Origin of the sequence: Microbacterium sp. ZW T2_14 (assembly GCF_044987405.1) — a bacterium.
Lineage (GTDB): Bacteria > Actinomycetota > Actinomycetes > Actinomycetales > Microbacteriaceae > Microbacterium.
Genome location: NZ_JBJDRK010000002.1, coordinates 23575 through 46071, shown reverse-complemented (window position 1 = coordinate 46071; position 22497 = coordinate 23575). Strand labels below are relative to the sequence as shown.

Annotated in this window: 24 protein-coding genes and 1 tRNA gene; 9 read left to right on the top strand and 16 right to left on the bottom strand. The window is 68.2% G+C overall.

The annotated features are described in order from the left end of the window. Positions 1 to 27: 27 nt before the first annotated feature. The 7 genes from ACI3KY_RS01160 to ACI3KY_RS01130 form a co-directional block, all read right to left on the bottom strand. Positions 28 to 810, bottom strand: coding sequence for a hypothetical protein (locus tag ACI3KY_RS01160; protein ID WP_404928368.1), 783 nt, complete (start codon positions 808 to 810; stop codon positions 28 to 30). 225 nt (positions 811 to 1035) lie between these two features. After that, positions 1036 to 2070 carry a DUF4037 domain-containing protein gene (locus tag ACI3KY_RS01155; protein WP_404928367.1) on the bottom strand — a complete coding sequence of 345 codons (1035 nt, stop codon included), beginning with the start codon at positions 2068 to 2070 and terminating at the stop codon, positions 1036 to 1038. 273 nt (positions 2071 to 2343) lie between these two features. Continuing rightward, positions 2344 to 2901 carry a DUF7010 family protein gene (locus ACI3KY_RS01150; protein ID WP_404928366.1) on the bottom strand — a complete coding sequence of 186 codons (558 nt, stop codon included), beginning with the start codon at positions 2899 to 2901 and terminating at the stop codon, positions 2344 to 2346. Between the two features lie 81 nt (positions 2902 to 2982). Further along, entirely contained in the window at positions 2983 to 3363 is a 381-nt protein-coding gene (locus ACI3KY_RS01145) for a nitroreductase family deazaflavin-dependent oxidoreductase (protein WP_404928365.1), read from the bottom strand. A 183-nt stretch (positions 3364 to 3546) separates the two neighbouring features. Beyond that, the gene (locus tag ACI3KY_RS01140) at positions 3547 to 3843 is read right to left on the bottom strand and encodes a HigA family addiction module antitoxin (RefSeq protein ID WP_404928364.1); all 297 of its coding nucleotides are present in this window, start codon (positions 3841 to 3843) and stop codon (positions 3547 to 3549) included. A gap of 13 nt (positions 3844 to 3856) precedes the next feature. After that, entirely contained in the window at positions 3857 to 4138 is a 282-nt protein-coding gene (locus ACI3KY_RS01135) for a type II toxin-antitoxin system RelE/ParE family toxin (RefSeq protein WP_404928363.1), read from the bottom strand. A 316-nt stretch (positions 4139 to 4454) separates the two neighbouring features. Further along, entirely contained in the window at positions 4455 to 5897 is a 1443-nt protein-coding gene (locus ACI3KY_RS01130; RefSeq protein WP_404928362.1) for a right-handed parallel beta-helix repeat-containing protein, read from the bottom strand. 315 nt (positions 5898 to 6212) lie between these two features. Between ACI3KY_RS01130 and ACI3KY_RS01125 the strand changes: the two genes are divergently transcribed. Further along, positions 6213 to 6920 carry a GNAT family N-acetyltransferase gene (locus ACI3KY_RS01125; protein WP_404928361.1) on the top strand — a complete coding sequence of 236 codons (708 nt, stop codon included), beginning with the start codon at positions 6213 to 6215 and terminating at the stop codon, positions 6918 to 6920. Between the two features lie 38 nt (positions 6921 to 6958). Here ACI3KY_RS01125 and ACI3KY_RS01120 read toward each other — a convergent pair whose 3' ends face one another. After that, positions 6959 to 7222 carry a DUF6458 family protein gene (locus ACI3KY_RS01120; protein WP_404928360.1) on the bottom strand — a complete coding sequence of 88 codons (264 nt, stop codon included), beginning with the start codon at positions 7220 to 7222 and terminating at the stop codon, positions 6959 to 6961. Positions 7223 to 7437: 215 nt separating this feature from the next. Between ACI3KY_RS01120 and ACI3KY_RS01115 the strand changes: the two genes are divergently transcribed. The 3 genes from ACI3KY_RS01115 to ACI3KY_RS01105 are packed head-to-tail and all read left to right on the top strand — an operon-like array spanning position 7438 to position 10640. Further along, positions 7438 to 8370, top strand: coding sequence for a hypothetical protein (locus ACI3KY_RS01115; RefSeq protein WP_404928359.1), 933 nt, complete (start codon positions 7438 to 7440; stop codon positions 8368 to 8370). Continuing rightward, the gene (locus ACI3KY_RS01110; protein ID WP_404928358.1) at positions 8370 to 9260 is read left to right on the top strand and encodes a hypothetical protein; all 891 of its coding nucleotides are present in this window, start codon (positions 8370 to 8372) and stop codon (positions 9258 to 9260) included. The genes ACI3KY_RS01115 and ACI3KY_RS01110 overlap by 1 nt, the downstream gene beginning before the upstream one ends. Before the next feature lie 45 nt (positions 9261 to 9305). Beyond that, positions 9306 to 10640 carry a nitrate/nitrite transporter gene (locus tag ACI3KY_RS01105; RefSeq protein WP_404928459.1) on the top strand — a complete coding sequence of 445 codons (1335 nt, stop codon included), beginning with the start codon at positions 9306 to 9308 and terminating at the stop codon, positions 10638 to 10640. A gap of 22 nt (positions 10641 to 10662) precedes the next feature. On the opposite strand, the gene ACI3KY_RS01100 is transcribed toward ACI3KY_RS01105, so the two are convergent. Both ACI3KY_RS01100 and ACI3KY_RS01095 read right to left on the bottom strand, forming a co-directional pair. Continuing rightward, positions 10663 to 11109 carry an SRPBCC domain-containing protein gene (locus ACI3KY_RS01100; RefSeq protein WP_404928357.1) on the bottom strand — a complete coding sequence of 149 codons (447 nt, stop codon included), beginning with the start codon at positions 11107 to 11109 and terminating at the stop codon, positions 10663 to 10665. Continuing rightward, positions 11102 to 11479: an ArsR/SmtB family transcription factor gene (locus ACI3KY_RS01095; protein ID WP_404928356.1), complete on the bottom strand. Its 378-nt coding sequence runs from the start codon at positions 11477 to 11479 to the stop codon at positions 11102 to 11104. The genes ACI3KY_RS01100 and ACI3KY_RS01095 overlap by 8 nt, the downstream gene beginning before the upstream one ends. 89 nt (positions 11480 to 11568) lie before the next feature. Here ACI3KY_RS01095 and ACI3KY_RS01090 point away from each other — a divergent pair, with 89 nt between their 5' ends. After that, positions 11569 to 12135: a dihydrofolate reductase family protein gene (locus ACI3KY_RS01090; RefSeq protein ID WP_404928355.1), complete on the top strand. Its 567-nt coding sequence runs from the start codon at positions 11569 to 11571 to the stop codon at positions 12133 to 12135. A gap of 22 nt (positions 12136 to 12157) precedes the next feature. Here the strand turns inward: ACI3KY_RS01090 and ACI3KY_RS01085 are convergent, their stop codons facing one another. Genes ACI3KY_RS01085 through ACI3KY_RS01075 form a run of 3 tightly spaced genes read right to left on the bottom strand, consistent with a single transcriptional unit; the run spans position 12158 to position 15394 of the window. Beyond that, positions 12158 to 12919 carry an SGNH/GDSL hydrolase family protein gene (locus tag ACI3KY_RS01085; protein WP_404928354.1) on the bottom strand — a complete coding sequence of 254 codons (762 nt, stop codon included), beginning with the start codon at positions 12917 to 12919 and terminating at the stop codon, positions 12158 to 12160. Positions 12920 to 12961: 42 nt separating this feature from the next. Then, positions 12962 to 14314: an MFS transporter gene (locus ACI3KY_RS01080; protein WP_404928353.1), complete on the bottom strand. Its 1353-nt coding sequence runs from the start codon at positions 14312 to 14314 to the stop codon at positions 12962 to 12964. Between the two features lie 36 nt (positions 14315 to 14350). Next, on the bottom strand, positions 14351 to 15394 hold the full coding sequence (locus ACI3KY_RS01075) for an LLM class flavin-dependent oxidoreductase (protein WP_404928352.1): 1044 nt from the start codon (positions 15392 to 15394) through the stop codon (positions 14351 to 14353). An 89-nt stretch (positions 15395 to 15483) separates the two neighbouring features. Between ACI3KY_RS01075 and ACI3KY_RS01070 the strand changes: the two genes are divergently transcribed. Continuing rightward, complete coding sequence (locus tag ACI3KY_RS01070; RefSeq protein ID WP_404928351.1) at positions 15484 to 16116, top strand: phosphoribosyltransferase; 633 nt, start codon at positions 15484 to 15486, stop codon at positions 16114 to 16116. Positions 16117 to 16227: 111 nt separating this feature from the next. Here the strand turns inward: ACI3KY_RS01070 and ACI3KY_RS01065 are convergent, their stop codons facing one another. Then, positions 16228 to 17901 (bottom strand): DUF885 domain-containing protein, encoded by a 1674-nt coding sequence (locus ACI3KY_RS01065; RefSeq protein ID WP_404928350.1) that lies wholly within the window; start codon positions 17899 to 17901, stop codon positions 16228 to 16230. A 78-nt stretch (positions 17902 to 17979) separates the two neighbouring features. Beyond that, positions 17980 to 20637: a DNA polymerase I gene (polA, locus tag ACI3KY_RS01060; RefSeq protein WP_404928349.1), complete on the bottom strand. Its 2658-nt coding sequence runs from the start codon at positions 20635 to 20637 to the stop codon at positions 17980 to 17982. A gap of 80 nt (positions 20638 to 20717) precedes the next feature. On the opposite strand from polA, the gene ACI3KY_RS01055 reads away from it, so the two are divergent. Then, positions 20718 to 21155, top strand: coding sequence for a PaaI family thioesterase (locus tag ACI3KY_RS01055; RefSeq protein WP_404928348.1), 438 nt, complete (start codon positions 20718 to 20720; stop codon positions 21153 to 21155). A 64-nt stretch (positions 21156 to 21219) separates the two neighbouring features. Here ACI3KY_RS01055 and ACI3KY_RS01050 read toward each other — a convergent pair whose 3' ends face one another. Continuing rightward, complete coding sequence (locus tag ACI3KY_RS01050) at positions 21220 to 21843, bottom strand: ANTAR domain-containing response regulator (protein ID WP_109209425.1); 624 nt, start codon at positions 21841 to 21843, stop codon at positions 21220 to 21222. 47 nt (positions 21844 to 21890) lie between these two features. Between ACI3KY_RS01050 and ACI3KY_RS01045 the strand changes: the two genes are divergently transcribed. Beyond that, positions 21891 to 21973 (top strand) — tRNA-Leu (locus ACI3KY_RS01045). A 163-nt stretch (positions 21974 to 22136) separates the two neighbouring features. Next, the gene (locus tag ACI3KY_RS01040; RefSeq protein ID WP_404928347.1) at positions 22137 to 22496 is read left to right on the top strand and encodes a PadR family transcriptional regulator; all 360 of its coding nucleotides are present in this window, start codon (positions 22137 to 22139) and stop codon (positions 22494 to 22496) included. Position 22497: the final 1 nt, after the last annotated feature.

Here is a 22497-nt window from a genome sequence, read left to right as displayed (position 1 = left end):
GGGAGTGGCGTCGTGCGTGTCCGAGGGTCAGTACCGGTCCATCACAATCGATCCGAGAACGGCATACAGCTCCTCGACGCTCTCCCGCGGGGATCCCGGCCGGAACGACGCGTCGATGATGAGCGGCCCCAAGTCGACGTCGACCTGGTAGATGATGTCTGTCTGTCCTGCGACGTGGTTGTCCTGCGGCTGATCGCCTGCGTGGGTGGCCGGCCATGCCACGTAAGCGCCCTCGTCGCAGGACGCGATGTCGAGATCCTCGGGTACGGTGAGCTCGAGTCGAAGCGCGATGGTTCCTTCGTCCTCCGAAGGATCGTCGATGATCACTGAACGCGCCTCTGTCGCGGCACGGCCGTTCTGCGCCGAAAGTCCGATCTGCGGATAGCTCATGAGAACGAGGTGGCCATCGGCATGGGTGTGGTCTGCGAGGTCGATCGGACTCAAGTCCGTGGTTCGCCGGCATGGGTCGGAATAGACGCCTGAGGGCGTCCAGAAGCTGATCGCCACCTCACCAGGTTCCCCGAGATCCTTGCCGATGTACACGTCGCCGGTCTCCCACCCGGGTGGGACGGTGTACTCGATGGTCTGAAAGTCTGACGCGCCAGGGTTCGCGTTGTTCAGAACATAGGTTGTGCCGTTCACGACGGGCTGTGGCTCTGGGCCATCGAAGGCAGGAACGTTGAACGGCTCAGCGGCACCAGCCGGCAACGCGGGCATATCCGTCGGCTCGGCGAGTGGCGTGCCGGTCGGTGAGGCGGACTCAGGCGTCACCGTGCATGCCGTGAGGCAGGCGCCTGCGAACAGGATCACGCCCAGAACTGCGGAGACTCGCGACGCACCCCACACACCACCCCGGCGATCCGAAGATGCCCCCATGGGCGCATTGTCCACCCCCGAGAGCCCCGCGGCAAGAGCTCGCCGTCGCCGCCCCCTCGGACCGAGCGCGACCAAAATCCGGCTGTCGGCACCCAGCCATGCGGTATCTAGCGCGTTACTCAGCTCGCGCGCAGCCGGTCCATCTCCGGGCGAGATCGCCTACGCGGTGACGATGCGTGCGCGGGCTCGGGCGTCAATGAGGATGTCGACGTTGTCGGTTCGCTGCTCCGCGGCGCCGCGGCCATACGGAAGTGTTCTCACCTCGTCGCGAACGATGCCACCGAGTAGCTGGCTCACGATCGATGGGTTCGGGTGGATGTGGGGGCGATCCCAGAAGGGCACGATGGCCTGCGTCGCCGTGGTGAGGCCGAGAGTGTTCTGCTCGCGCAGCAACACCTCGAGTGCACGGGCGAGGCCGGACTGTCGATCGGCGTCGTCGTCTGCGTGGAGTGTCTTGTTGAGCGGCTCGCTAAGTTCCTTCGCGCGTGTGAGGCGGTTGAACGACGTGCCGAACCATTTCGGGTAGGGGGGCCAGCGCCGTTCGAGCATGAACGCCAGGTGCATGGTGATCTGAGTCAGGCGGGCGGCGATGACGCGAGAGCCGGCTTCGTCGCCGACCTCGGCGGCGCGGCTCATCAGCGGGAGTTCCTGCGCCAGGCGGATCCAGTCGCACGCGAGGATGTAGCGCCAAACGTCGTCTGGGTACCAGGCCAGTGCATGACGGGCCGCAATGAGCGCTCCGTCGGTATCAATGAACACGGGACCGGCGGTGACCTCGAGTGCGGCTTGTCCGGTGAGGGACAGCCAGTCTTCGACGGACGGATCTGTGCGCGGGTCGAAGCCCAGGCGTACGTCAAGAAACTCGGAGACTGAGGTGGCGTCCACGTGGTGGCGGCGCTCGGTCTGACCGGTGAATGCGAAGCGGGTCGGGAGCCCCTCGTACGTTTCGGGAAGCTGTCGCTCGAGTTCTCGGTCTACCTCGTCAACGGCGTCCGCCGGTACGAACAGGTTCAGTCGGAGACCCCAGTCATGGTCTTGGGAAGCGTCGTCATCGAATCCAAGGACGTCGGAGCCCGAACCGATGCGGCCTGCCGCATATGGGAGGTGAGGGAACCGCTCCGCGAGTATCGGGAACACCAGATCCGAGTGGTAACGCCGCGCAAGATCGACGCCGTTCCAGCCGGTTTGCTTCACGGTTCGATCATGCACGACTCGACTGACTGCGTGCGAAGGTGGGTCGGCCAACGCACGAGGTTGAGGCCGCGCTAGCGGATCCCTCCGCACGCACAAAGTTGCCGTGGCCCCCGAACCTCACCCGCCCAGTCCCATCGACGTACTGTTCGATGAGGTCGCCGTTGTAGGGATTGCTGTGCCATGTCTTTGACCGCGCCCCCTCAGTAGGAGCTTGAGCCCGGAGTTGTCCATCTGAGCGCCGCCCATCGCCCGCCAACTTGTCTGTCGGGGAGGTTAGGGCACCGTCAGTTCGGAAATGACCGATGCTCGATACGTGAGGTAAAGGGGGGCGGTGAAGGCCAGGAAGAGCAATGCACCGATCCAGCCGCTGAAGGCTCGGAGACCGGGAAGCAAGAAGATCGACGCGGCACCGACAGCAACCAGCGAGCCCGCCAGAGCACCGTAGAGCCACATCCCGTATAGCGAGATGAAGGTGAGGTAGTGCGCACCCACGATGATCAGTGCTGCCGGAAAGAACAGTTCCGGCTGAAACGATCCCAGCGCGATCGCGACAAGGAGTCCGAGCGGAACAGTGAATGCGCTCTGCATCGCCAGCGCATTGGACGGATGCCCCTTGGGCAAGGAGGAAGGACTCCCAAGGACCTTCAACACAAGTGCGGAGAGCGGGAAGATGAGCATCCCGCCGAGGAAGAGGATGGCCGTCCCCAACCCTGTTGATGCCCACTGATACGCGGCCGCAGCCAAGAACCAGATGAGCGCCGATACGAGCGGCCCCGCGAACCCACCACGGTAGGCGCTACGCACATCAGCTTGCGCCTCGCGAACATCCATGAGCCCAGCCTGGCACGGCCAACACAGCCGAATGCTCTGCTCCTTCGCGCCGGGGACCGCGGCCGGTGTCTCGGGATGCGGTCAGGCGGCGAGGGCGGTAGCCGGAGTCAGCACGATGAGCGGACTGTGCGCCATCATTTCGTCGATATCGTCTCTGCGCCATCGGCGTGCGGCGGCCTCGATCAGCGGCCGAGCTTCGTGGGGATCGGTGACTACTCGCGCCGTGGCAGGAACGTCGGCCTGGATGCTCTTCTTCAAATGCACGATGACGTTGGGGTCTGCGGTGATGTTGTGTATCCAGTCCCTTGTGCGGTCTCGACGCGGCATCCCGGTGATGAACAGCACGCCGTCCTCATCGTGCAGGAAGATCTCGATGCGGCGAGGTAGCCCGCTACGGCGACCGGTCGTCGTCAAGTCGATGAGCTGACTTCGGTGCAGGGCTGTGCTGACGTCGTTGTTCACACCTGTTGAAGCAATCTCGCTGCGGCACACATTCCACACGATCGGTGAGACAGTCCGCACGCATCGCTGATGGCCAACGTGCCCGGCAGCAAGGCCAAGTCTGTCGCCAGCGGGTCGTTGAGCGCTCGACAGCCGCGCTCAAGCCGGTCCTTGTGCGGGCGCAGGCCCGCGGGACTCGGAAGGTCAGGCCGGGATCAGGCGCTCGACGCGTGCGAGGTCGGCGTCATGCTCGTCATGCTCGAGCTCGATGTCGTAGTCGATCTGGATATTGAGCCAGAAGCGCTCCGAGAGGCCGAACGCGCGAGAGAGTCGTAGGGCGGTGTCGGTGGTGATCCGCCGCTTGCCGCGGATGATCTCGCTGAGCCTGGTCTGCGGCAGGCCGGTCGCCTGCGCAAGGCGGTAGGCCGTGATCCCCAGCGGCTCGAGGAACTCGGTCTGGAGAATCTCACCCGGGGTGATCGGGTCGTGTGCCTTCGTCATCGGTGGTCCCTCCTCAGTGGTAGTCGATGATCTGGACGTCGGTTGGACCGGCAGATGTCCAGACGAAGCAGATGCGGTACTGGTCGTTGATGCGAATCGAGTGTTGTCCGTCGCGGTCGCCGGCCAGCTTCTCGAGCCGGTTGCCCGGCGGGATCCGCAGGTCGTTGATCGTCTCGGCTGCGTTGAGCAGTCGAAGCTTCTTCTGTGCGGCGCGTTGCAGTTCCGACCCTAATTGCCGGACATGCTCGCGCGCCCAGACCTTGCGCGTCGGCTCGTCCGCGAAAGACTGGATCACGTCGCCATACTAACGCTAGTCGATAGTATTGGCAAGCGTGAGTATATGATCGCGCGTGCGGTGTCCGGTGGTCTACCGGCCGAACTTTCGCCTCTCGCCACCACCGTCTGCTTGGCCGCCGCCTCGATCGTGGGCATCGAAGGCGTGGCAGCCCTGTCTCCCGATGTTCGGGCTTTGGCCCTTCGCCCTCGTTCTGGCTATCGCCGGCGTCGCAACCCTTGCGGCCGCGGGCTTCCGGCGCCGACCACGCCGTGACGAGAACGCCAACGGAGACTGAGGTAGCCGACCGGCTGAGCTGCTGCTGACACTGGCTGGATTACGTCAGCGCTGCCGCCACCAGGGTGAGCGTGTCGACGGCGTAGTCGCTGATCTGGTCGTTCGCGGCGGTGTTGACGATCTTCACGAACTGGCTGGTGCGGTGCCGCTGCAGTTCGCTCTGCAGCGCGTCGGTGAGCACGCCGCTCGAAATGTCGCCAGACTGCGTGTACGCGGTCACGAGCTCGCTGAGCGTCGCGAACGGGGCATCCTCGTTGGCGAGGTATCCCAGACCGTGCTCGGCCGCCGCACTTCCGTCTACCGGCTCGAGGTAGTCGACCTCGGGCAGGCCGCCGTCGAGCTGACGAGGAGCGGTCAGTTGCGTGCGATCGACGCTGACGAAGTCGTCATCGGTGAAGCTCAGCCCTTCCCCGATCGTCCACGAGTTGTTCGTCTCGTTCTCCGGCGCGGTGTCGTTGTTCGACGTCGTCAGGCCCTCGTAGGCGAGGTTGCCGTGCAGCACCTCGCGGAATCCGGCGATGTTGTCGGGGCTCGCCGGGCTCACGCGCTCGAGCATGTTGTAGTTCGAGCCGTAGCCGGGGTCGGTCGCGGTGTTGTTGATCCAGTACGCCGCCTGCCCGGGCTGGTGATTCGCGTAGAAGTTGTTGCCTCCGTTGTCGACGCTCAGCGAGTCGATCACGGTGTGCAGGGGAATCGGGTCGGGCAGGCCCGTCGTACGGTACGCGTACCCGCCGACCTTGAAGCCGTTCTGATCGCCGATGTGGTCTTGGTTGCCGTGATGGTCGAACGACCAGGATCCGACGTACGCGACACGGCCTGCTGAGCTGACGCTATCGAAGCCGTCGTCGCTGTTGTTCCAGGCCCGGGAGTCGATGTACCAGACATTCTTCGCGTGCGCTCCGAAGCCATCGGTGTTCGACGCCGCCGTCGCGGTCGGCCCGACGTTGTCGTACGCGTCGGAGTCGATCACGGCGCCGGTGCCTTCGAGTGTGTAGTAGAAGCCGTTGGCCTCGTTGCCGTACGCGGCCATGTTCACGAAGTTCGCACCGCCGGCGATGCGGAACGCCTCAGACTGCTTCTGAGCACCGACCTTCACGCCCGTCACGTCGAAGCCGACGAAGTTGACGTCGGTCACGTCGGTCTCGATGTAGAAGCCGGCGACGCGCTGGTCGGTAGGCACGTTGCTGAAGTCGAACACCGGTCGCGAGTCGCCGGGGTAGGCCATGTAGGTGATATCGCTCTTGGAGATCGGGTTCACGTAGTGATAGACGTCTTCATGAACGTTGTCCGTCTCGGTGATCTCGAACTCGTCGTAGACCCCGCCGCGAATGTATACGACGTCGCCGGCGGATGCCGCCTCCTGCGCTCGGAGCAGCGTCTTGAACGGCGCGCCCTTCGAACCGGGGTTGCTGTCGCTGCCGGCCGGAGACACGAAGAACTTGTGGGAGTGCTCGCCGACCATCCCGTCCAGCACGGCGAGCACCGATCGTACAGACTCCTCTTCCGGCTTCTGCGTGCCCGCATGGGCCGCACCGGCTGACAGAACGAGTCCGAAGACACAAGCGCTCGTGATGGCCGTTCGAGTAAAGGTTCTCACTGTCGCTTCTCTCTCATTCCGGTGCCGCCACGGCTTCGTGACGAAGCGCGTCGGCGGTGACGCACAATTGGTGGAACGATTCAAGCAGTCGGAAAGCGCTTTCGCAACGGCCAACAGTGCCTTTCCAGAGCGCGGCGGCAGCTCCGCCGCCGGTGTCACGTCGCGGTACGCCAAGAGACGCGCATCTGGCAGACTTCCGGGATGCCGCAGTCCGACGCCCTCGCCCGTCTCTGGCCCGCTTCTGCCGTCCGAGTGCGTGCCGGCGACCTCGAACTTCGCTGGATCGATGACGACCTGCTCGTCGAGCTCTCGGAACTGGCGGGACGCGGCATCCATGACCCCGACATGATGCCGTTCCAGCGCCCGTGGTCGCGCGGCTCGGCCGACGAGGTGGCGCGCAGCGTGTTGGCCTACCAGTGGGGAATCCGCAATCGGATCTCCCCTACTGCCTTCGTCCTCGAGTTGGCGGTGGTGGAGGCGGGGACACCTGTGGGAGTCCAGGGACTCACCGCGGAGGACTGGCCGGCGCTGCGGAACGTCACGACGGGATCGTGGCTGGGCCGCGCGCACCAGGGGCGCGGAATCGGAACCAGAATGCGGATGCTGGCTCTGCATCTGGCCTTCGAGGGGCTGGATGCCCAGGAAGCGATGTCGGGCGCGTTCGCCGACAACGGCGCATCGAACGCCGTCTCGGAACGCGTGGGGTACGACCGGGACGGCGCGTTCCACGTCGCCCGCGAAGGCGTCGCCGTCCCTCACAATCGCTACGTCATGTCACGGGAGCGCTGGGAGTCTGTTCGGTCCGACCACGCCCGGCGCTTGGGCGGCGATGTCGAGCTTCATGGGATCGCCGGCCTTCGGGCACAGCTCGAGCCCACGTCTGCCGACGCTGGGGGCCCACAGCACTGACCGCGGGCGCGCCATAGCGCCCGCGGTCAGCGTGTCCGTCAGAGTCCGGCGGCGTCGTCCGTCGTGCTCGTGCTCCGGCGCGTGACCTGCTCGTTGACATTCGGGTCGACGGCGGTGCGAGTCACCGAGTCCGACCGGCGGCGGCGCGCCAGCAGAACGATTCCGACGATGAAGATGACGGCTCCGGCACCCATGAGGATGTAGCCGATCATGTCGAGATTCACCCATTCGACTTCGACGTTCACTGCGAACGCGAGGATCGCTCCGATCGCGAAGAGGGCGATGCCTGCTCCGATACTCATGCGAGGTGTCCTTTCCGGGGCGCGGCGATCAGCCCTCCCCTGTTCCGGGACGCGTGGTCCCAGGGCTACCCTTCCGCATCACCGGGTGTTGGATGAGGGGCTTGACAGACGCCCTATGTATCACCTCGCCGGCATTTCGTTCCTTCTCAGAGACGAGAGGCCGTGGCGTGCACCGCCCGGAGCGCGCGACGCTCTCCTGCGGACAGGAGCGGACCGTGGCACCGTGGGCCAGCGTCTCGCGCCGTACACGCCGCGGCACCATGCGTGCCATCGCCGTCGCCGGGATTCTCGTCGCCGCGATCGCTCTCTCCGCCTGCGGGCCGGGCGGGCCGGCCGGGAGCGACTCCGGAAGCGAGCAGAACACCGGGGTGCCGGGCTCCGGTTCGGCCGGACCCGTGGGTCCTGCGGGCCCCGATGAAGCGGGCGGATCCGACCCGGTACTCCCCTGGGTGCCGGCGGGTCCCGCCTCGCCGGGTGATCCGCCTCAGCAGAGCTGGTATCTGCTGCTGCGTGACGGTGATTGCGCCGGTCTGGACGCCGCGGTCGCGGACGGCTCCGGCGCGCCGCTCTGGTCCGCGGCCGCGGCGATGTGCACGGCGGTGGCGAGCGGGGACGCCGCCGACTGGGCGCAGGCGCAGGCGCAGGTGGCAGCCCTCCGGGAGGCATCCGAACCCCCGGCGGACGGATGCCACGCCGAGGCCGTGTACCGGATGCTGCAGCGAGCGGTCGAATTCCACGCTCAGCACCCTGCGCTGCAGCACATCAGCACCGCTCCCGAGGAGGGAACGGCATGCAAGCAGGAGCTCTACGGCGTCCAGCAGCAGGAGCCGTCGGGCGGGAGCGGGTCGTGCGACAGTCGGTGGTTCGTGCTCGACGCGCGGCTGCTGCCCACGACCGTCCTGACGGTGGACGGTGCGGACGTGAGTCTCACCGTCGGCGAGCGCGAGCACCTGTACTTCGAGATGCCTGTGCGCGAGCCACAAGAGGTCTCGACGATCGAGGCGCGCACCGCGGCCGGCGACCTGGTGGGTACGGTGACCTACGAACATCTCGAGGACCAGTGCGGTCCATCCGACGCCGACCCGACTCCCACCGAGCCCGGAGACCCCGGCGAGCCCACGCCCACACCCACACCCACGGTGCCCTGATGTCGTCGACAGACGAGGTGCGGAAGCCGCCCGAGTCCCCCGATACGGCGCTGGATCCGTGGTCGCGCACGCTCAAGGCGATCTCGGCCGTCGGCCCGCCGGTGACGATCGCCGCCGCGCTGCTGCTCTACTTCGGCTGGGCGCGCTCCAACGCGCAAGCCAAGGCCATGGGCCTTGACGTCAGCCTGTTCGGCTACTCCCCGCAGGACTACATGCTGCGCAGCATCAATTCGCTCTTCCTGCCCCTCACGCTGCTCACCATCGTGGCCATCGGATGGTACGCGCTCGACCAGATGCTTCGCGCCGCCGTCGATGCCGGAAGGGCGATCCCGGCGATCCGCCGCGGGGCGCTGATCGTCATCATCGCCGGCACCACGGGTGCGGTCGTGCTCTTCGTCATCGCCCTCACTGCGCCGGATGCCGCGCTGCCACTTCATCCCTATGTGATCGCCGGCTGCGTGCTCTTCGCCGCGTGGGGAATGCGGATCCACCGGTACGCCCGCGCGGCGGCGACGGCTTCGCCGGTGCGCCGTCGGCGGGTCCTGGAGACGACGTTCGTGACCATCCTGGTGACGCTGCTGCTCTTCTGGGGGACGGCGGACTACGCGGAGGCCGTCGGTCAAGGGCTGGCGGCCGGCTATGAGGGCAACATCGAGACACTTCCGCGGGCGACCGTGTACAGCGATGCGGCACTCTCGATCGCGGGCGGGGGCGTCGTCGGCGCGACGGAGGGCACCCCCGAGGCGCCGCTGTTCCGCTACACCGGCCTGCGGCTGCTCGTGGTGAGCGGGGGTCGCATCTTCTTCCTCAACGACGGGTGGAACCTGCGGGACGGTCGAGTGATCGTCATGCCCGACGACGGCAGCGTGCGCTACGAGTTCCAGAACTGAGCGCGAACCGGGGCTGATCCCGGTGACTACTGTGGAACGGTGATCATTCCGTCCCGCTCTCGCGCGGCGGGGCCGGGACTGCGGGCGTGGGCGATCTGGACGGTCGGCGTCGCGGCATACGTCCTCGCGATCACGAACCGCTCCTCGCTGAGTGCGGTCGGCGTCGAGGCGGCGGCCCGCTTCGACGCCGACGCAGCCACCCTCTCGCTGTTCGCCGTCGTGCAGCTCGCCGTCTACGGCGGCATGCAGATCCCGGTCGGCGTGCTTCTGGACCGCTACGGGGCGCGGCCGATCATGACGGTCGGGATGCTGCTGATGGCGGTGGGACAGCTCACGATGGCCGTGTCGCCCAGCGTCGGTGTCGCCATCCTCGCCCGGATGCTGTTGGGCGCCGGTGACGCGGCGATCTTCCCGGGCGTGCTGCGCCTCATCGCCACCTGGTTCCCGGCGCAGCGCGGACCGATCATGGTGCAGCTCACCGGCATCGTGGGCCAATCGGGCCAGCTCGTCGCGCTCATCCCCCTCGCCGCACTGCTCCACGCGACATCCTGGACGATCACCTTCGGCAGCATCGCGGGGCTCGGCGTGCTGTTCGGGATCCTCGTGTTCGTCCTGATCCGCAACCATCCGCCGGACCGCGACGAGGACGTGTCGGTCGACACCGACACCGGTGCGATCCGGGTCGTGACGTCCTCGGTCGACACCGGGGTCGGCATCCGTGCCGCCTGGGCGCACCCCGGCACCCGTCTCGCCTTCTGGTCGCACTTCACGACGCCGTTCGCCGGAACCGCGTTCGTGCTGCTGTGGGGCATGCCGTTCCTCACCGCGGGCGAGGGGCGCACGACCGCGCAGGCCGCGTCGATCATGTCGCTGTACGTCGTGGTGGGCATGGCGCTGGGACCGGTCATGGGCGAGATCTCACGGCGGGTGCCGCACCTCCGCTCCCGTGCGCTCGTGCTGCCGACGGTGGCGGTGCAGGCGGTCGCCTGGCTCGCCGTGATCGCGTATCCGGGGCCTGCGCCGCTGTGGCTTCTTCTGGCGCTCGCGGTCGCCCTCGCCACCGGCGGCCCGGCGTCGATGATCGCGTTCGACCACGCGCGTACGCACAACCCGTCCCACCGGCTCAGCACCGCGACCGGGGTGACGAACGCCGGCGGCTTCCTTGCTGCGCTGCTCGCGATCCTGCTCATCGGGCTGGCGCTCGACCTGCAGGGTGCCGGCACGCCCGCCACCTACAACCTCGACGCGTTCCGCATCGCGTTCCTCATGCAGGTGCCGTTGTGGCTCATCGGCAGCGTGTTCATCGTGATCGAACGCAAGCGCACCCGCATCCGGCTCGGTATGGATCCCCCGCGGGCGCCGCGCCGCCGCGGCGGCTGATCGCCCGCGGGGAGGCCGGCTGTCAAGCGGTCTGCAGCGTCTCCAGGACATCCTCGATGTCGTCGATGAACGCGTTGTAGCCGGCGATCGTCGCCGCGACCTGCTCGTCGGTGAAGTCGCTGCGGTCCTGGCGGATGGTGAGCACCGTGCCGTCGCCCGTCTCTTCGAGATCGAACAGCACGGGCAGGCCGGTGTCATCGCCGGGCTGGTCGGTCAGCGTCATCGCGAGGTGCGACGGCGGATCGACGACCTGGTACTCCCCCGCCCAGTCGATCCGGTTGCCGTCGGGCAGCAGCATGACGGCGCGGAAGGCGCCGCCGGGGCGCACCTCCATCGTCAGGCTGTCCTGCGGCACCTCGACGGCCGCCGTGCCGAACCACACGGCGAAGTGCTCGGGCTTGGTGAGCGCCTCGAACACCAGTTCGCGGGGTGCGTGCAGGGTGCGCGTGACGGTGAAGTACTCAGTCATGGTCGTTCTCCTTCTCGAGGGGTGCGGCAGTGCCGCCTGTCGGTGCGCCCAGCTGCTGCAGGGCGTTGAGGTACTGGTCGAGCGCGCCGAGACTGTCGTCCCAGAACTGCGCGTAGCCGCCGATCCAATCGGATGCCGCGGCCAAGGGTCGCGGGTCGAGCCGAGCCGGCCGGAATTGGGCGTTGCGGCCTCGCGTGACCAGCCCCGCCCCTTCGAGGACCCGCAGGTGCTTGGACACCGCGGCGAACGTCATGTCGAAGGGCTCGGCAAGCTGTCCGACCGTCGCCTCGCCCTCGCTGAGCCGCGCGAGGATCGCGCGGCGCGTGGGATCGGCGAGGGCCGAGAATGTCAGGCTCAGTGCGTCTGTCATCTCTCCTCCATGTTCAACCGATCAGTACAATACCCTGAGGTTGAATAGGCGTCAAGCCTCTGTCGGAGGCGGGGACTACGGTGAGCCGCATGCCTCGTGTGATCTTCTACACCGCCACGACACTGAACGGCTTCCTCGCAGACGACGACGACTCGCTCGAATGGCTCTTCGCCGCGCCGGGCGGAGAGGGCGGCGACCAAGACTTCCAGCGCTTCCTGTCCGGAATCGGCGTGCTGGTGCAGGGCTCGTCCACGTATCGATGGGTGCTGGAGCACGAAGACCTCGTGGCCCATCCCGAGAAGTGGCCCGCCTACTACGGCAGTCGTCCGACGTGGGTGTTCTCACGCAGGAAGCAGCCGGTGGTACCGGGCGTCGACATCCGCTTCGCGGCCGGAGACATCCGTGACGTCTGGCCGCAGATCCGGGAGTCGGCGGGCGACGGCGACGTCTGGGTCGTCGGCGGCGGCGACCTCGCCGGTCAATTCGCCGACGCCGGCCTGCTGGACGAGATCCGCGTGTCCATTGCGCCCGCCACCCTGTCCTCGGGCAAGCCGCTGCTCCCCCGCAACCTGGGCCCGGACCGCCTCGAGCTGACCGCGGTGCGCCAGGCCGGTGCCTTCGCCGAGCTGACCTACGCGGTTCGCGGCGCGGCGTGACGAGAAGCCCGCTTGGCGCTGCTCATCGCGCCGCAGGAGAGACGTCGCTCCACTGACCGAACTTCGGCTCACGGCCGTCGCCGGAGGACGTGCCGGTGAGGCGCCGACGCACCCAGGGGCCGACATGCTCGCGGTAGTAGGCCGCACCGCGCGCGCCCATGGGGGGCAGCGGCGGCAGTGACCACCAGTCCGGCGGCGGCTCCAGACCGAGCGCGTCGAGCACGCGCGCAGCGACGCGGTGATGACCGCGCGAGTTCATATGCAGACGGTCCTCCGACCAGTAGGGCGGGGTGGCGAGCTCCGCGTCGAACCAGTTGTACGCCTGCACGACGTCGGTGCGCGATGCGAGACGGGCCTCTACGGCGTACGAGAGGAGGTCGCCGCGCCGCTGGATGACGCGCCGCAGCGGCAGCTGCGCGGTGGGGTTCGCGCCCGACAGCACGATGAGGCGCACGCCCTCTTCGTCGCAGCGACGCAGCACGGTCTCGAAGGCGGTGATGACGTGCGCGACACTCGTGCGCGGACGCAGCATGTCGTTTCCGCCGCCGTTGAACGACAGGTGGGTCGGATTCAGGGCCAGCGCCGGCTCGAGCTGCTGTTCGACGATGGGCCAGACCAGCTTGCCGCGGATCGCGAGGTTGGCGTACTCGATCGGCGCGCCCAGGGCATCCGCCCAGCCCTGCGCGACGAGATCGGCCCAGCCGCGCACGTGCCCGTCAGGGAGCTCGTCGCCCACGCCCTCGGTGAAGGAGTCGCCGATCGCGACGTACCGAACAGATGCCACGGGCTCCAGCCTACGACCGGTCCAGCGAGCGTCCCGCCACCGTCACCGGTCGTCGAGCGCCGCGCCGCGGCGGTCGACGAGCCCCCAGGCGGCCGCCGCGGCGATGGCGAAGAACACGGCGAAGACGACGAAGAGCACCGGCGCTCCGCCCGCCAGCAGCAGCGCCGGCACGACCAACGGCGCGACGATCGAGGCGATGCGCCCGACACCCGCTGCCCATCCGGTGCCGGTCGCCCGCAGCGAGGTCGGGTACATCTCGGGACTGACGGCGTACAGCGCCCCCCACGCCCCCAGGTTGAAGAACGACAGGGCCATGCCGGCCGCGATGATCGCGCCCGGCACAGCGGCGGTGCCGAAGAAGACCGCCGACACGGCAGAGCCGACCAGGAAGACCGAGAGCGTCAGCCGGCGGCCCCACACCTCGATCAGCCACGCGGCGACGGCGTAGCCCGGCAGCTGAGCGAGCGTGATCACCAGGGTGAAACCGAACGAGCGCACCAGGTCGTACCCCTGGGCCACGAGGATCGACGGGATCCAGATGAATGCGCCGTAGTAGGAGAAGTTGACGCAGAACCACACGAGCCAGAGGCACGCCGTCCGCACGCGGAACTCCCGCGCCCACAGCGCGCCTAAGCGCCGGCCGAGCGATGTCGCCGCGGCGGGCGGCACGTCGGCGCGCTCCGGTGCTGACGTCGCCGCGGACGATCCTGCCGACGCCTCGAAGGTGCGGACCACGGCCTCGGCCTCGCCGAAGCGGCCCCGTCGCTCCAGCCAACGGGCGGACTCGGGCAGGCCCCACCGCACGATGAGCGCATAGGCGGCCGGGATCGCCCCGAGCGCGAAGGCCCAGCGCCAGCCACTCTCAGACGCCGGGATCACGAAGTAGCCGATCAGCGCGGCAAGCGTCCAGCCGACGGCCCAGAACGCCTCGAGGATCACGATGAGCCGGCCGCGTATGCGGGCGGGCGCGAACTCGCTGACGTAGGTGCTCGCGACCGGCAGCTCAGCGCCCAGCCCCAGTCCGACCAGGAAGCGCAGCACCAGGAGGGCCGCCAGCCCGCCGACCAGCGCGCTCGCGCCCGTCGCCAGTCCGTACAGCAGCAGCGTGAGGGCGAAGACCTGGCGCCGCCCGAAGCGATCGGCCAGGAGCCCGCCGACACTCGCGCCCACGGCCATGCCGACGAAGCCGATCGACGCGATCCACGCCGTCTCGCTCGGCACCAGGTCCCATTGAGCGGCCAGCGCGGCGATCACGAACGAGATCAGGCCCACGTCCATCGCGTCCAGAGCCCAGCCGAGTCCTGAGCCGGTGAGCACGCGCAGGTGCATGCGGGTGAACGGCAGGCGGTCGAGGCGCTCCGAGAGCGTCGACGCGCGGGTGGCGGCATCCGTCATAGCGTCATGCTACGGATGCCGGAGCCTCCGTGGGCGCTACGACAGCATGTCGCGGACGCGCGGGGCCACCTCGGTGCCGAAGAGCTCGATGGATCGGAGCATCTTCTCGTGCGAGAGCGTGCCGGTGGAGAACTTCATGTCGAAGCGCGATGCCCCCAGCGTCTGGATCGTGTCGGCGATCTTTCGGGCGACCGTCTCCGGTGAGCCCACGTACAGTGCACCCTCGGGGCCGACGTCGTGCTGGAAGCGGAGCCGGTTGTAGGTCGGCCAGCCGCGCTCGCGGCCGATGGAGTTGTTCATCGCCTCGAAGCCCTCGTACGCCTCGTCCCACGCCTGCTGGTCGGTCTCGGCGATATGCCCGGGCGAGTGCACCCCGACGGGAAGCGGCGGCTGGTCGAAGGTGTCGAGCGAGCGACGGTAGAGGTCGGCGAAAGGCCGGAAGCGCGCGGAAGGACCGCCGATGATGGCGAGCATGAGCCCGTAGCCGTATCGTGCCGCGCGCACCGCCGACTCCGGTGTCCCGCCGACGCCGACCCACGCGCGGAGCCCGTTCTCGGTCTTCGGGAAGACGTCGGCCGCGTCGAGGGAGGCGCGCATCGTGCCGCTCCACGTCACCGGCTTCTCGGTCAGCAGCTGGGAGAAGAGATCCAGCTTCTCGTCGAAGAGCGCCTCGTAGTCGCGCAGCTCATAGCCGAACAGTGGGAAGGACTCGATGAACGATCCGCGCCCGAGGATCACCTCGGCGCGACCGTTCGACACCGCATCGAGCGTCGAGAATCGCTCGAACACGCGCACCGGATCATCGCTCGACAGCACGGTGACCGCCGTTCCCAGATGGATCCGCTCCGTGCGCGCGGCGGCAGCGGCCAGCACGATCTCGGGGCTGGAGACCGCGAACTCGCGCCGGTGGTGCTCCCCCACGCCGAAGAACGACAGTCCGACGCGGTCCGCGAGCACCGCCTGGTCGACGACGTTGCGGATGGTCTGCGCGCCGCTGACGAGTTCGCCGTCGGCGTCGCGGGTCAGATCGCCGAACGTGTCGAGGCCCAGTTCGAGAGTGGCGGGGTCGATCGAGGTCATGGCCTGCTCCTTCTATTCACTCGCATGAACCCGTTCGGCGGTCACGGCATTCCCCAGACGCAGGCACGACGCGAGCGTAGCGTGGAGGGATGGCCCTCTTCGCAGATCGCCGGGCGGCCGGGCGGGTGCTCGCGGCAGCGCTCCAGGAATGGCGTGGGACGGATGCCGTCGTCCTGGGCATCGCCCGCGGCGGCGTCGTGGTCGCCGCCGTGGTGGCCGACGCGCTCGGTCTGGAGCTCGATGCGGTGGTGGTGCGCAAGCTCGGGGCGGCCGGCCACGAGGAGTTCGCCGTCGGTGCGATCGCCGACGGCGTGCGCATCGTGACGCCCGACGCGCTGCGCTGGGCCGGGATGTCGTCGAAGGACCTGGAACGGGTGGAAGCGGCGGAGCGTGACGAGCTGGCGCGGCGGATGGACGCGTACGGCTCGCGGGGACGGGATGTCACCGGGCGCACCGCGCTCATCGTCGACGACGGCGTCGCGACGGGCGCCAGCGCCGTGGCGGCGTGCCGGGCGGTGCGCGCACGCGACCCCGAGCGCGTCGTGCTGGCGGTACCGGTCGCGCCGGAGAGGTTCGCCCCGCCGCCGGACGCCGTCGACGAGTTCGTGTGCCCGCACCGGGAATCGGACTTCTGGGCGGTCGGCGAGTACTACGACGACTTCCGGCAGACGAGCGACGCCGAAGTCATGGCGCTGCTGGGCAGCGCTGATTCCGGTCGTTGAGCGAGGGAGCGCCGGCGACCGAGACGAAGCGCATCGGGCCCACGGGCTGCGCCGGGGGTAGTGCGTTTCGTCTCGCTCGTTCCCCGCTCGCTCAACGACCGGGACGCAGCCTCAGCGCGAGAGCGCCATGCGGAGGGTGTCCAGTCCGACGCCTCCGATGTCGAGGGCGCGCTTGTGGAACTGCTTGATCGAGAAGGCGTCGCCCTCGCGCTCGGCGACCTCGTCGCGCAGCTGCTCCCAGATGCGCTGGCCGACCTTGTACGACGGGGCCTGTCCGGGCCAGCCGAGGTAGCGGTTGACCTCGAACTTCACGAACTCGTCGGGCATGTTGACGTTGCGCAGCATGAAGTCCAGCGCGAAGTCGGCGTCCCAGGGTCCCTGGCCGTCGGGGCGCTGCTTGCCGAGGTGCACGCCGATGTCGAGCACGACGCGGGCGGCGCGCATGCGCTGACCGTCCAGCATCCCGAGCCGGTCGGCGGGATCGGAGAGGTAGCCGAGCTGCTCCATGAGGCGCTCGGCGTACAGCGCCCAGCCCTCCGCGTGACCCGAAGTGCCACCGAGCAGGCGACGGTAGGTGTTCAGCTGCGCGCGGTTGTACACGGCCTGGGCGATCTGGAGGTGATGGCCCGGGACGCCCTCGTGGTACACCGTGGTGAGCTCGCGCCAGGTGTCGAACTCCTCGACGCCCTCAGGCACCGACCACCACATGCGGCCGGGGCGGGAGAAGTCGTCGGTCGGGCCGGTGTAGTAGATCCCGCCTTCCTTGGTGGGCGCGATCATGCACTCGAGCTTGCGGATGGGCTCGGCGATGTCGAAGTGCGTCTTGCCGAGCTCGGCGACCGCACGGTCGCTCGTCTCCTGCATCCACTTCTGGAGGGCGTCGGTGCCGTACAGCTTGCGACTGGTGTCCTGCTCCAGGAAGGCGACGGCCTCTTCGACCGAGGCGCCGGCCTTGATCTCGTTCGCGATCGACTCCTGCTCCGCCACCATGCGCGCGAGCTCTTCGACGCCCCAGTCGTAGGTCTCGTCGAGGTCGATCGTGGCACCGAGGAACCGCCGCGAGTGCAGTGCGTACAGCTCGCGGCCGACCGCGTCCTCCTCACTCGCCGCTGGCGCGAGCTCGCCGGTCAGGAACGAGGCGAGCTCGTCGTAGGCGACGCGCGCCGCGTTGGCGTTGTCGGCGAGGTCGCGGGCGAGCGAGGCCGGGAGCTGACCCTCTGCCGGCGCGGCTTCCGCGGCGAACGTCGCGAAGAAGCCGCCGTCCGCCGTGTAGCGGGCGATCTGCGTCGCGACTTCGGTCACCTGGCGACGCGCGGGGACGACGCCCTGCGAGATCCCCTCGCGCAGCGTCGCGACGTAGCCGTCGACGGCGCCGGAGACGGCACCGAGGCGCGTGGCGATGACCGACCAGTCGTCGGCGGTCGCCGTCGGCATGAGGTCGAACGCGGAGCGGATGTCCTGTGCGTGGGAGGCGATCACGTTGATGTCGCGCAGATGCCACTTCGCATCGTGCAGATCCAGGGCGAGGCGGATCTCGCGCGAGATGTCATCCTTCGTCACGACATCGACGTCGTCGGCGGTGTCGGCGGCCTCGAGAGCGGCGAGCGTCTTGCGGCCTTCGTCGGCGAGCGCCTCCTGGCCGGCGGGGCTGTAGTCGCCGAACCGATCGTTGTACTCGGACCGGCCGATGTACGTCGCGAGCGTCGGCTCGAGTTCGGCGAGCGTGTCGACCCATGCATCTGCGATCTTGTCGATCTGCGTGGGCGTGCGGGTTTCGTCTGTCATGGATCCGAGCCTAGGCATGAGACGCGGTGCCGACAAACGAGGCGCCGGGTTCCGCCGGGGCCCGGCGAGCCCGCGTGATCAGTGGCCGGCCGCGTTCCAATCGTCGCCGCGGCCGATCTGGACGTCGAGGGGCACCGAGAGCTGCGCCGCGCCGCCCATGCGGGTGCGGACGACGTGCTCCGCGGCATCCCACTCCCCCGGTGCCACTTCGATGACGAGCTCGTCGTGGATCTGCAGCAGCACCCGCGAGCGCAGCTGCTGGGCGGCGAAGTCGTCGTGGATGTGGAAGAGCGCGATCTTCATGATGTCGGCGGCGCTGCCCTGGATGGGGGCGTTGAGCGCGGCACGCTCGGCGTTCTCACGAAGTACCCGGTTCGGGCTGGCCAGATCGGGGAACGGGCGGCGGCGGCCGAAGATCGTCTCGGTGTAGCCGTCGATCCGCGCCTGCTCCACCGACGAGCGGAGGTAGTCGCGCACGGCGCCGAAGCGGGCGAAGTACTCCATCATGAGCTGCTTCGCCTCCGCCTGATCGATGCGCAGCTGCTTGGAGAGCCCGAACGCCGACAGCCCGTAGACGAGGCCGTACGACATCGCCTTGACCTTCGTGCGCATCGCGGGGGTGACGTCTTCCGGAGCGACTCCGAACACCCGCGACCCGACGAAGCGGTGCGTGTCCTCGCCGGAGTTGAACGCCTCGATCAGACCGGGGTCCTCCGAGAGGTGCGCCATGATGCGCATCTCGATCTGCGAGTAGTCGGCGGTGAGGAGCGTCTCGTAGCCCTCGCCCACCATGAACGCGGAGCGGATGCGGCGGCTCTCCTCCGTGCGGATGGGGATGTTCTGCAGGTTCGGATCGGTGCTCGACAGCCGCCCGGTCTGGCTGCCGGTCTGGACGTACGTGGTGTGGATGCGGCCGTCGGCGCCGCTCGTGCGGTCGCCGCCGATGGCGCTGTCGAGGGACTCGATGATCTGACGCAGCTTGGTCGCCTCGCGGTGCTGGAGCAGCAGGTCGAGGAACGGATGCGGGTTGGACTCCTGCAGATCGGCGAGGACCGCGGCATCCGTCGAGTAGCCCGTCTTGGTCTTGCGCGTCTTCGGCAGCTGCAGCTCTTCGAACAGCACCTCCTGCAGCTGCTTCGGCGAGCCGAGGTTCACCTCGCGGCCGATCGCCGTGTACGCCGCCTGCGCCAGCGCGTCCGCGCGGATGCCGAGCTCACCGGAGAACTGCGACAGCCGCTCGTGCGAGACCGCGACGCCGGCGAGCTCCATGTCGGCGAGGGTGTGCAGTGTCGGCAGCTCGATGTCGGTGAGCACCGCCGCGACGCTGTCGGGCAGCTCCGCCCTGACGGCAGCGACGACCCGCATGAGGTACCACGAGAGCTGGCCGGTGGTGGCGCCCTCCGTCTCCGGCACGAGCTGCGACGGATCGGCCTCGGGCAGCTTCTCGTCCAGGTAGCGGTCGACCAGGTCGGCGAGCGTCTTGTCGGGGAAGCTCGGACGCAGCAGCCAGCCGGCGATGATCACGTCGAAAGCCAGCCCGCCCACGCGCAGGCCGGCGCGGCGCAGTGCCTTCACCTGCGGCTTCGCGTCGGCGAACGCCTTCGGTGCGTCGGAGGCGAGCCACGGCTCGAGTGCGGCGGCGAGCTCGGGAGTCCAGGATGCCTCGGCCGCCGCCGCCCCGGTGGCCACACCGATGCGCGCGGGAAGCCCGCCCTCGACCGCGATCGTCACGCCGAGCTCACCGGTCTGGCCCTCGATCCAGGCAGCGAACTCTTCCGGGGCGAGCTCTGCCGCGACCGGCGCGAGCTCGGCGGCGGCGGAGCTGACGGCCGCCATCTGCTGTTCGATCCCCGCGAGCTCGGCGACGCGCGGGATCAGGGTCTTGAACTCGAGCCGCGAGAAGATGTCGCGCACGGCCTGCGCGTCCATCGGCTGGACTTCGAGGTCTCCGGGGCCGAGTGGCAGCTCGACGTCGGTCATCAGCCGGTTCAGGCGACGGTTGCGGCGGACGTCCTCGACGTGGTCGCGCAGGTTGCCGCCGACGACGCCCTTGATGGCGTCGGCGCCGTCGAGGAGGGCGTCCAGCGAGCCGAACTGGTTCAGCCACTTCACGGCGGTCTTCTCCCCGACCTTCGGGACGCCCGGCAGGTTGTCGCTCGTCTCGCCGACGAGCGCCGCCACATCGGGGTACATCTCGGGCGGCACCCCGTAGCGCTCGATGACAGCGGCGCGGTCGTAGCGCTTGAGCTGCGAGACGCCCTGCACGTTGGGATAGAGCAGGACGACGTCGTCGTTGACCAGCTGGATGGTGTCACGGTCGCCCGAGCACACCAGCACGCGGAACCCCTGTTCGACGCCCTGCACGGCGAGCGTGGCGAGGATGTCGTCGGCCTCGATGTCTTCCTGCTGGAGTACCCGGATGCTCATCGCGGCGAGGCAGTCCTGCAGGAGCGGGATCTGCCCCTTGAACTCGGACGGCGTCTCGGAGCGATTGGCCTTGTACTCGGTGTACTCGCGGGTGCGGAAGGACTGGCGCGACGTGTCGAACGCCACGGCGAGGTGCGTGGGCTTCTCGGCCTTGATCAGGTTGATCAGCATCGCCAGGAACCCGTAGATCCCGTTCGTGTGCTGCCCGTCCTTCGTCGAGAAGTTGTCGACCGGGAGGGCGTAGAACGCCCGATATGCCAGCGAATGGCCGTCCACGACGAGAAGGGTAGGCTTTGCGGAGTCCGTCACCCTGCAAGCCTAGTCAGGGCGGACGACAGTAGATTTCCGCGTCGCAGCGCCCCACTGCCGCCCCGATCCGAAGGTGAGCCATGCCCGACCACTCCCCCGCGGCCGTCGAAGGAATCGAGTGGGCGCTGGGCCGTGGGATCGGCGCTCTTGCCGAGAAGATGGGCTTCGAGTGGCTCGAATTCACACCGGATCGCGCTGTGGCCCGCATGCCGGTCGAGGGCAACACGCAGCCGGTCGGGCTGTTCCACGGCGGCGCCTATGTGGTGCTCGGTGAGTCGCTCGGTTCGATGCACGCGAACTTCCATGCCGGCCCCGGTCGGCTCGCCGTGGGGGTCGACATCAATGCCACGCATACGCGTTCGGCGACCTCCGGCTACGTCACGGGGGTGTGCACGCCGATCCATCTCGGCCGGAGCCTCACCGTGCACGAGATCGTCGTGACCGATGACGAGGGTCGCCGCTGTTCCACGGTGCGCATCACGAACCACATCAAGGATCTGCCCGCGCCCGGTCGTTGAGCCTGCCGAAACGAGAAGCGGATGCCTCCGGTGGAGGCATCCGCTTCTGGAAGTCGGAGGGCGGTCAGCCCTTCTTGGGGGCCAGCTGCTCGATGATCGCCTTCGCGACATCCTGCATGGTGAGGCGACGGTCCATCGACGCCTTCTGGATCCAGCGGAACGCCTCGGGCTCGGAGAGGCCCATCTTCTCGTTGAGGAGGCCCTTGGCACGGTCGACGAGCTTGCGGGTCTCGAAGCGCTCGACCATGTCGGCGACCTCGGCCTCGAGCGTGATGATCTGCTCATAGCGGGCGAGGGCGATCTCGATCGCGGGCAGCAGGTCGTTCGGCGTGAACGGCTTGACGACGTAAGCCAGGGCGCCGGCCTCGCTGGCGCGCTCGACGAGCTCCTTCTGGCTGAAGGCGGTGAGCAGCACGACGGGGGCGATGTGGTTCTTGCTGAGCTTCTCAGCGGCGGAGATGCCGTCGAGCTGCGGCATCTTCACGTCCATGATCACGAGATCGGGACGCAGCTCGGTGGCCAGGGCCACCGCCGTCTCACCGTCTCCGGCCTCTCCCACGACGTCGAATCCGTTGTCGCGGAGGATCTCGACGATGTCGAGCCGGATGAGCGACTCGTCCTCCGCAACGACGACTCGACGGGGGGTGGATGCCGTCGATGCGGCGGTCTGCTCCTGCTCAGTCACCATTGAATCCTACGGTATGGTCGTTCGCGGACGCGCGGCATGCCGCGCGGGCCGGTGTGGCGGAATGGCAGACGCGACCGACTCAAACTCGGTTGCCCGCAAGGGCGTGTGGGTTCGACTCCCACCACCGGCACGAATGAACATCCAGAAGAGCGGATGCCTCGATTCGAGGCATCCGCTCTTCTGCGTTTCCGGGGACCGCGAGAAAGTTCGGTATTCGGTGTTGCTAAGTACCGGTACTTAGTGTTACCGTCTACCAGTAGTCAACAACACTGAGTAGATCAAGGAGGTGCGCGATGGGCAAGCAGGAGACCGAGATGCTCAAGGGCACGCTGGAGGGCATCGTGCTCGCGATCCTCTCCGGCCGATCCGCCTACGGGTACGAGATCACCTCGTGGCTGCGCGACCAGGGCTTCTCCGACATCGCCGAGGGCACCGTGTACGCCCTGCTGGTCAGGGTCGAGCAGCGTGGCCTCGTCGACGTCGAGAAGGTGCCGTCGGAGAAGGGACCGCCCCGCAAGGTGTACTCCCTCAACACGCATGGCCGCGAGCAGCTCGCGGAGTTCTGGAGGACGTGGAGCTTCCTCGCAGAACGCATCGAACAGCTCCACCACCAGAACGCAGACAACAACCCCACCCCCGAGGAAGAGGACTGAT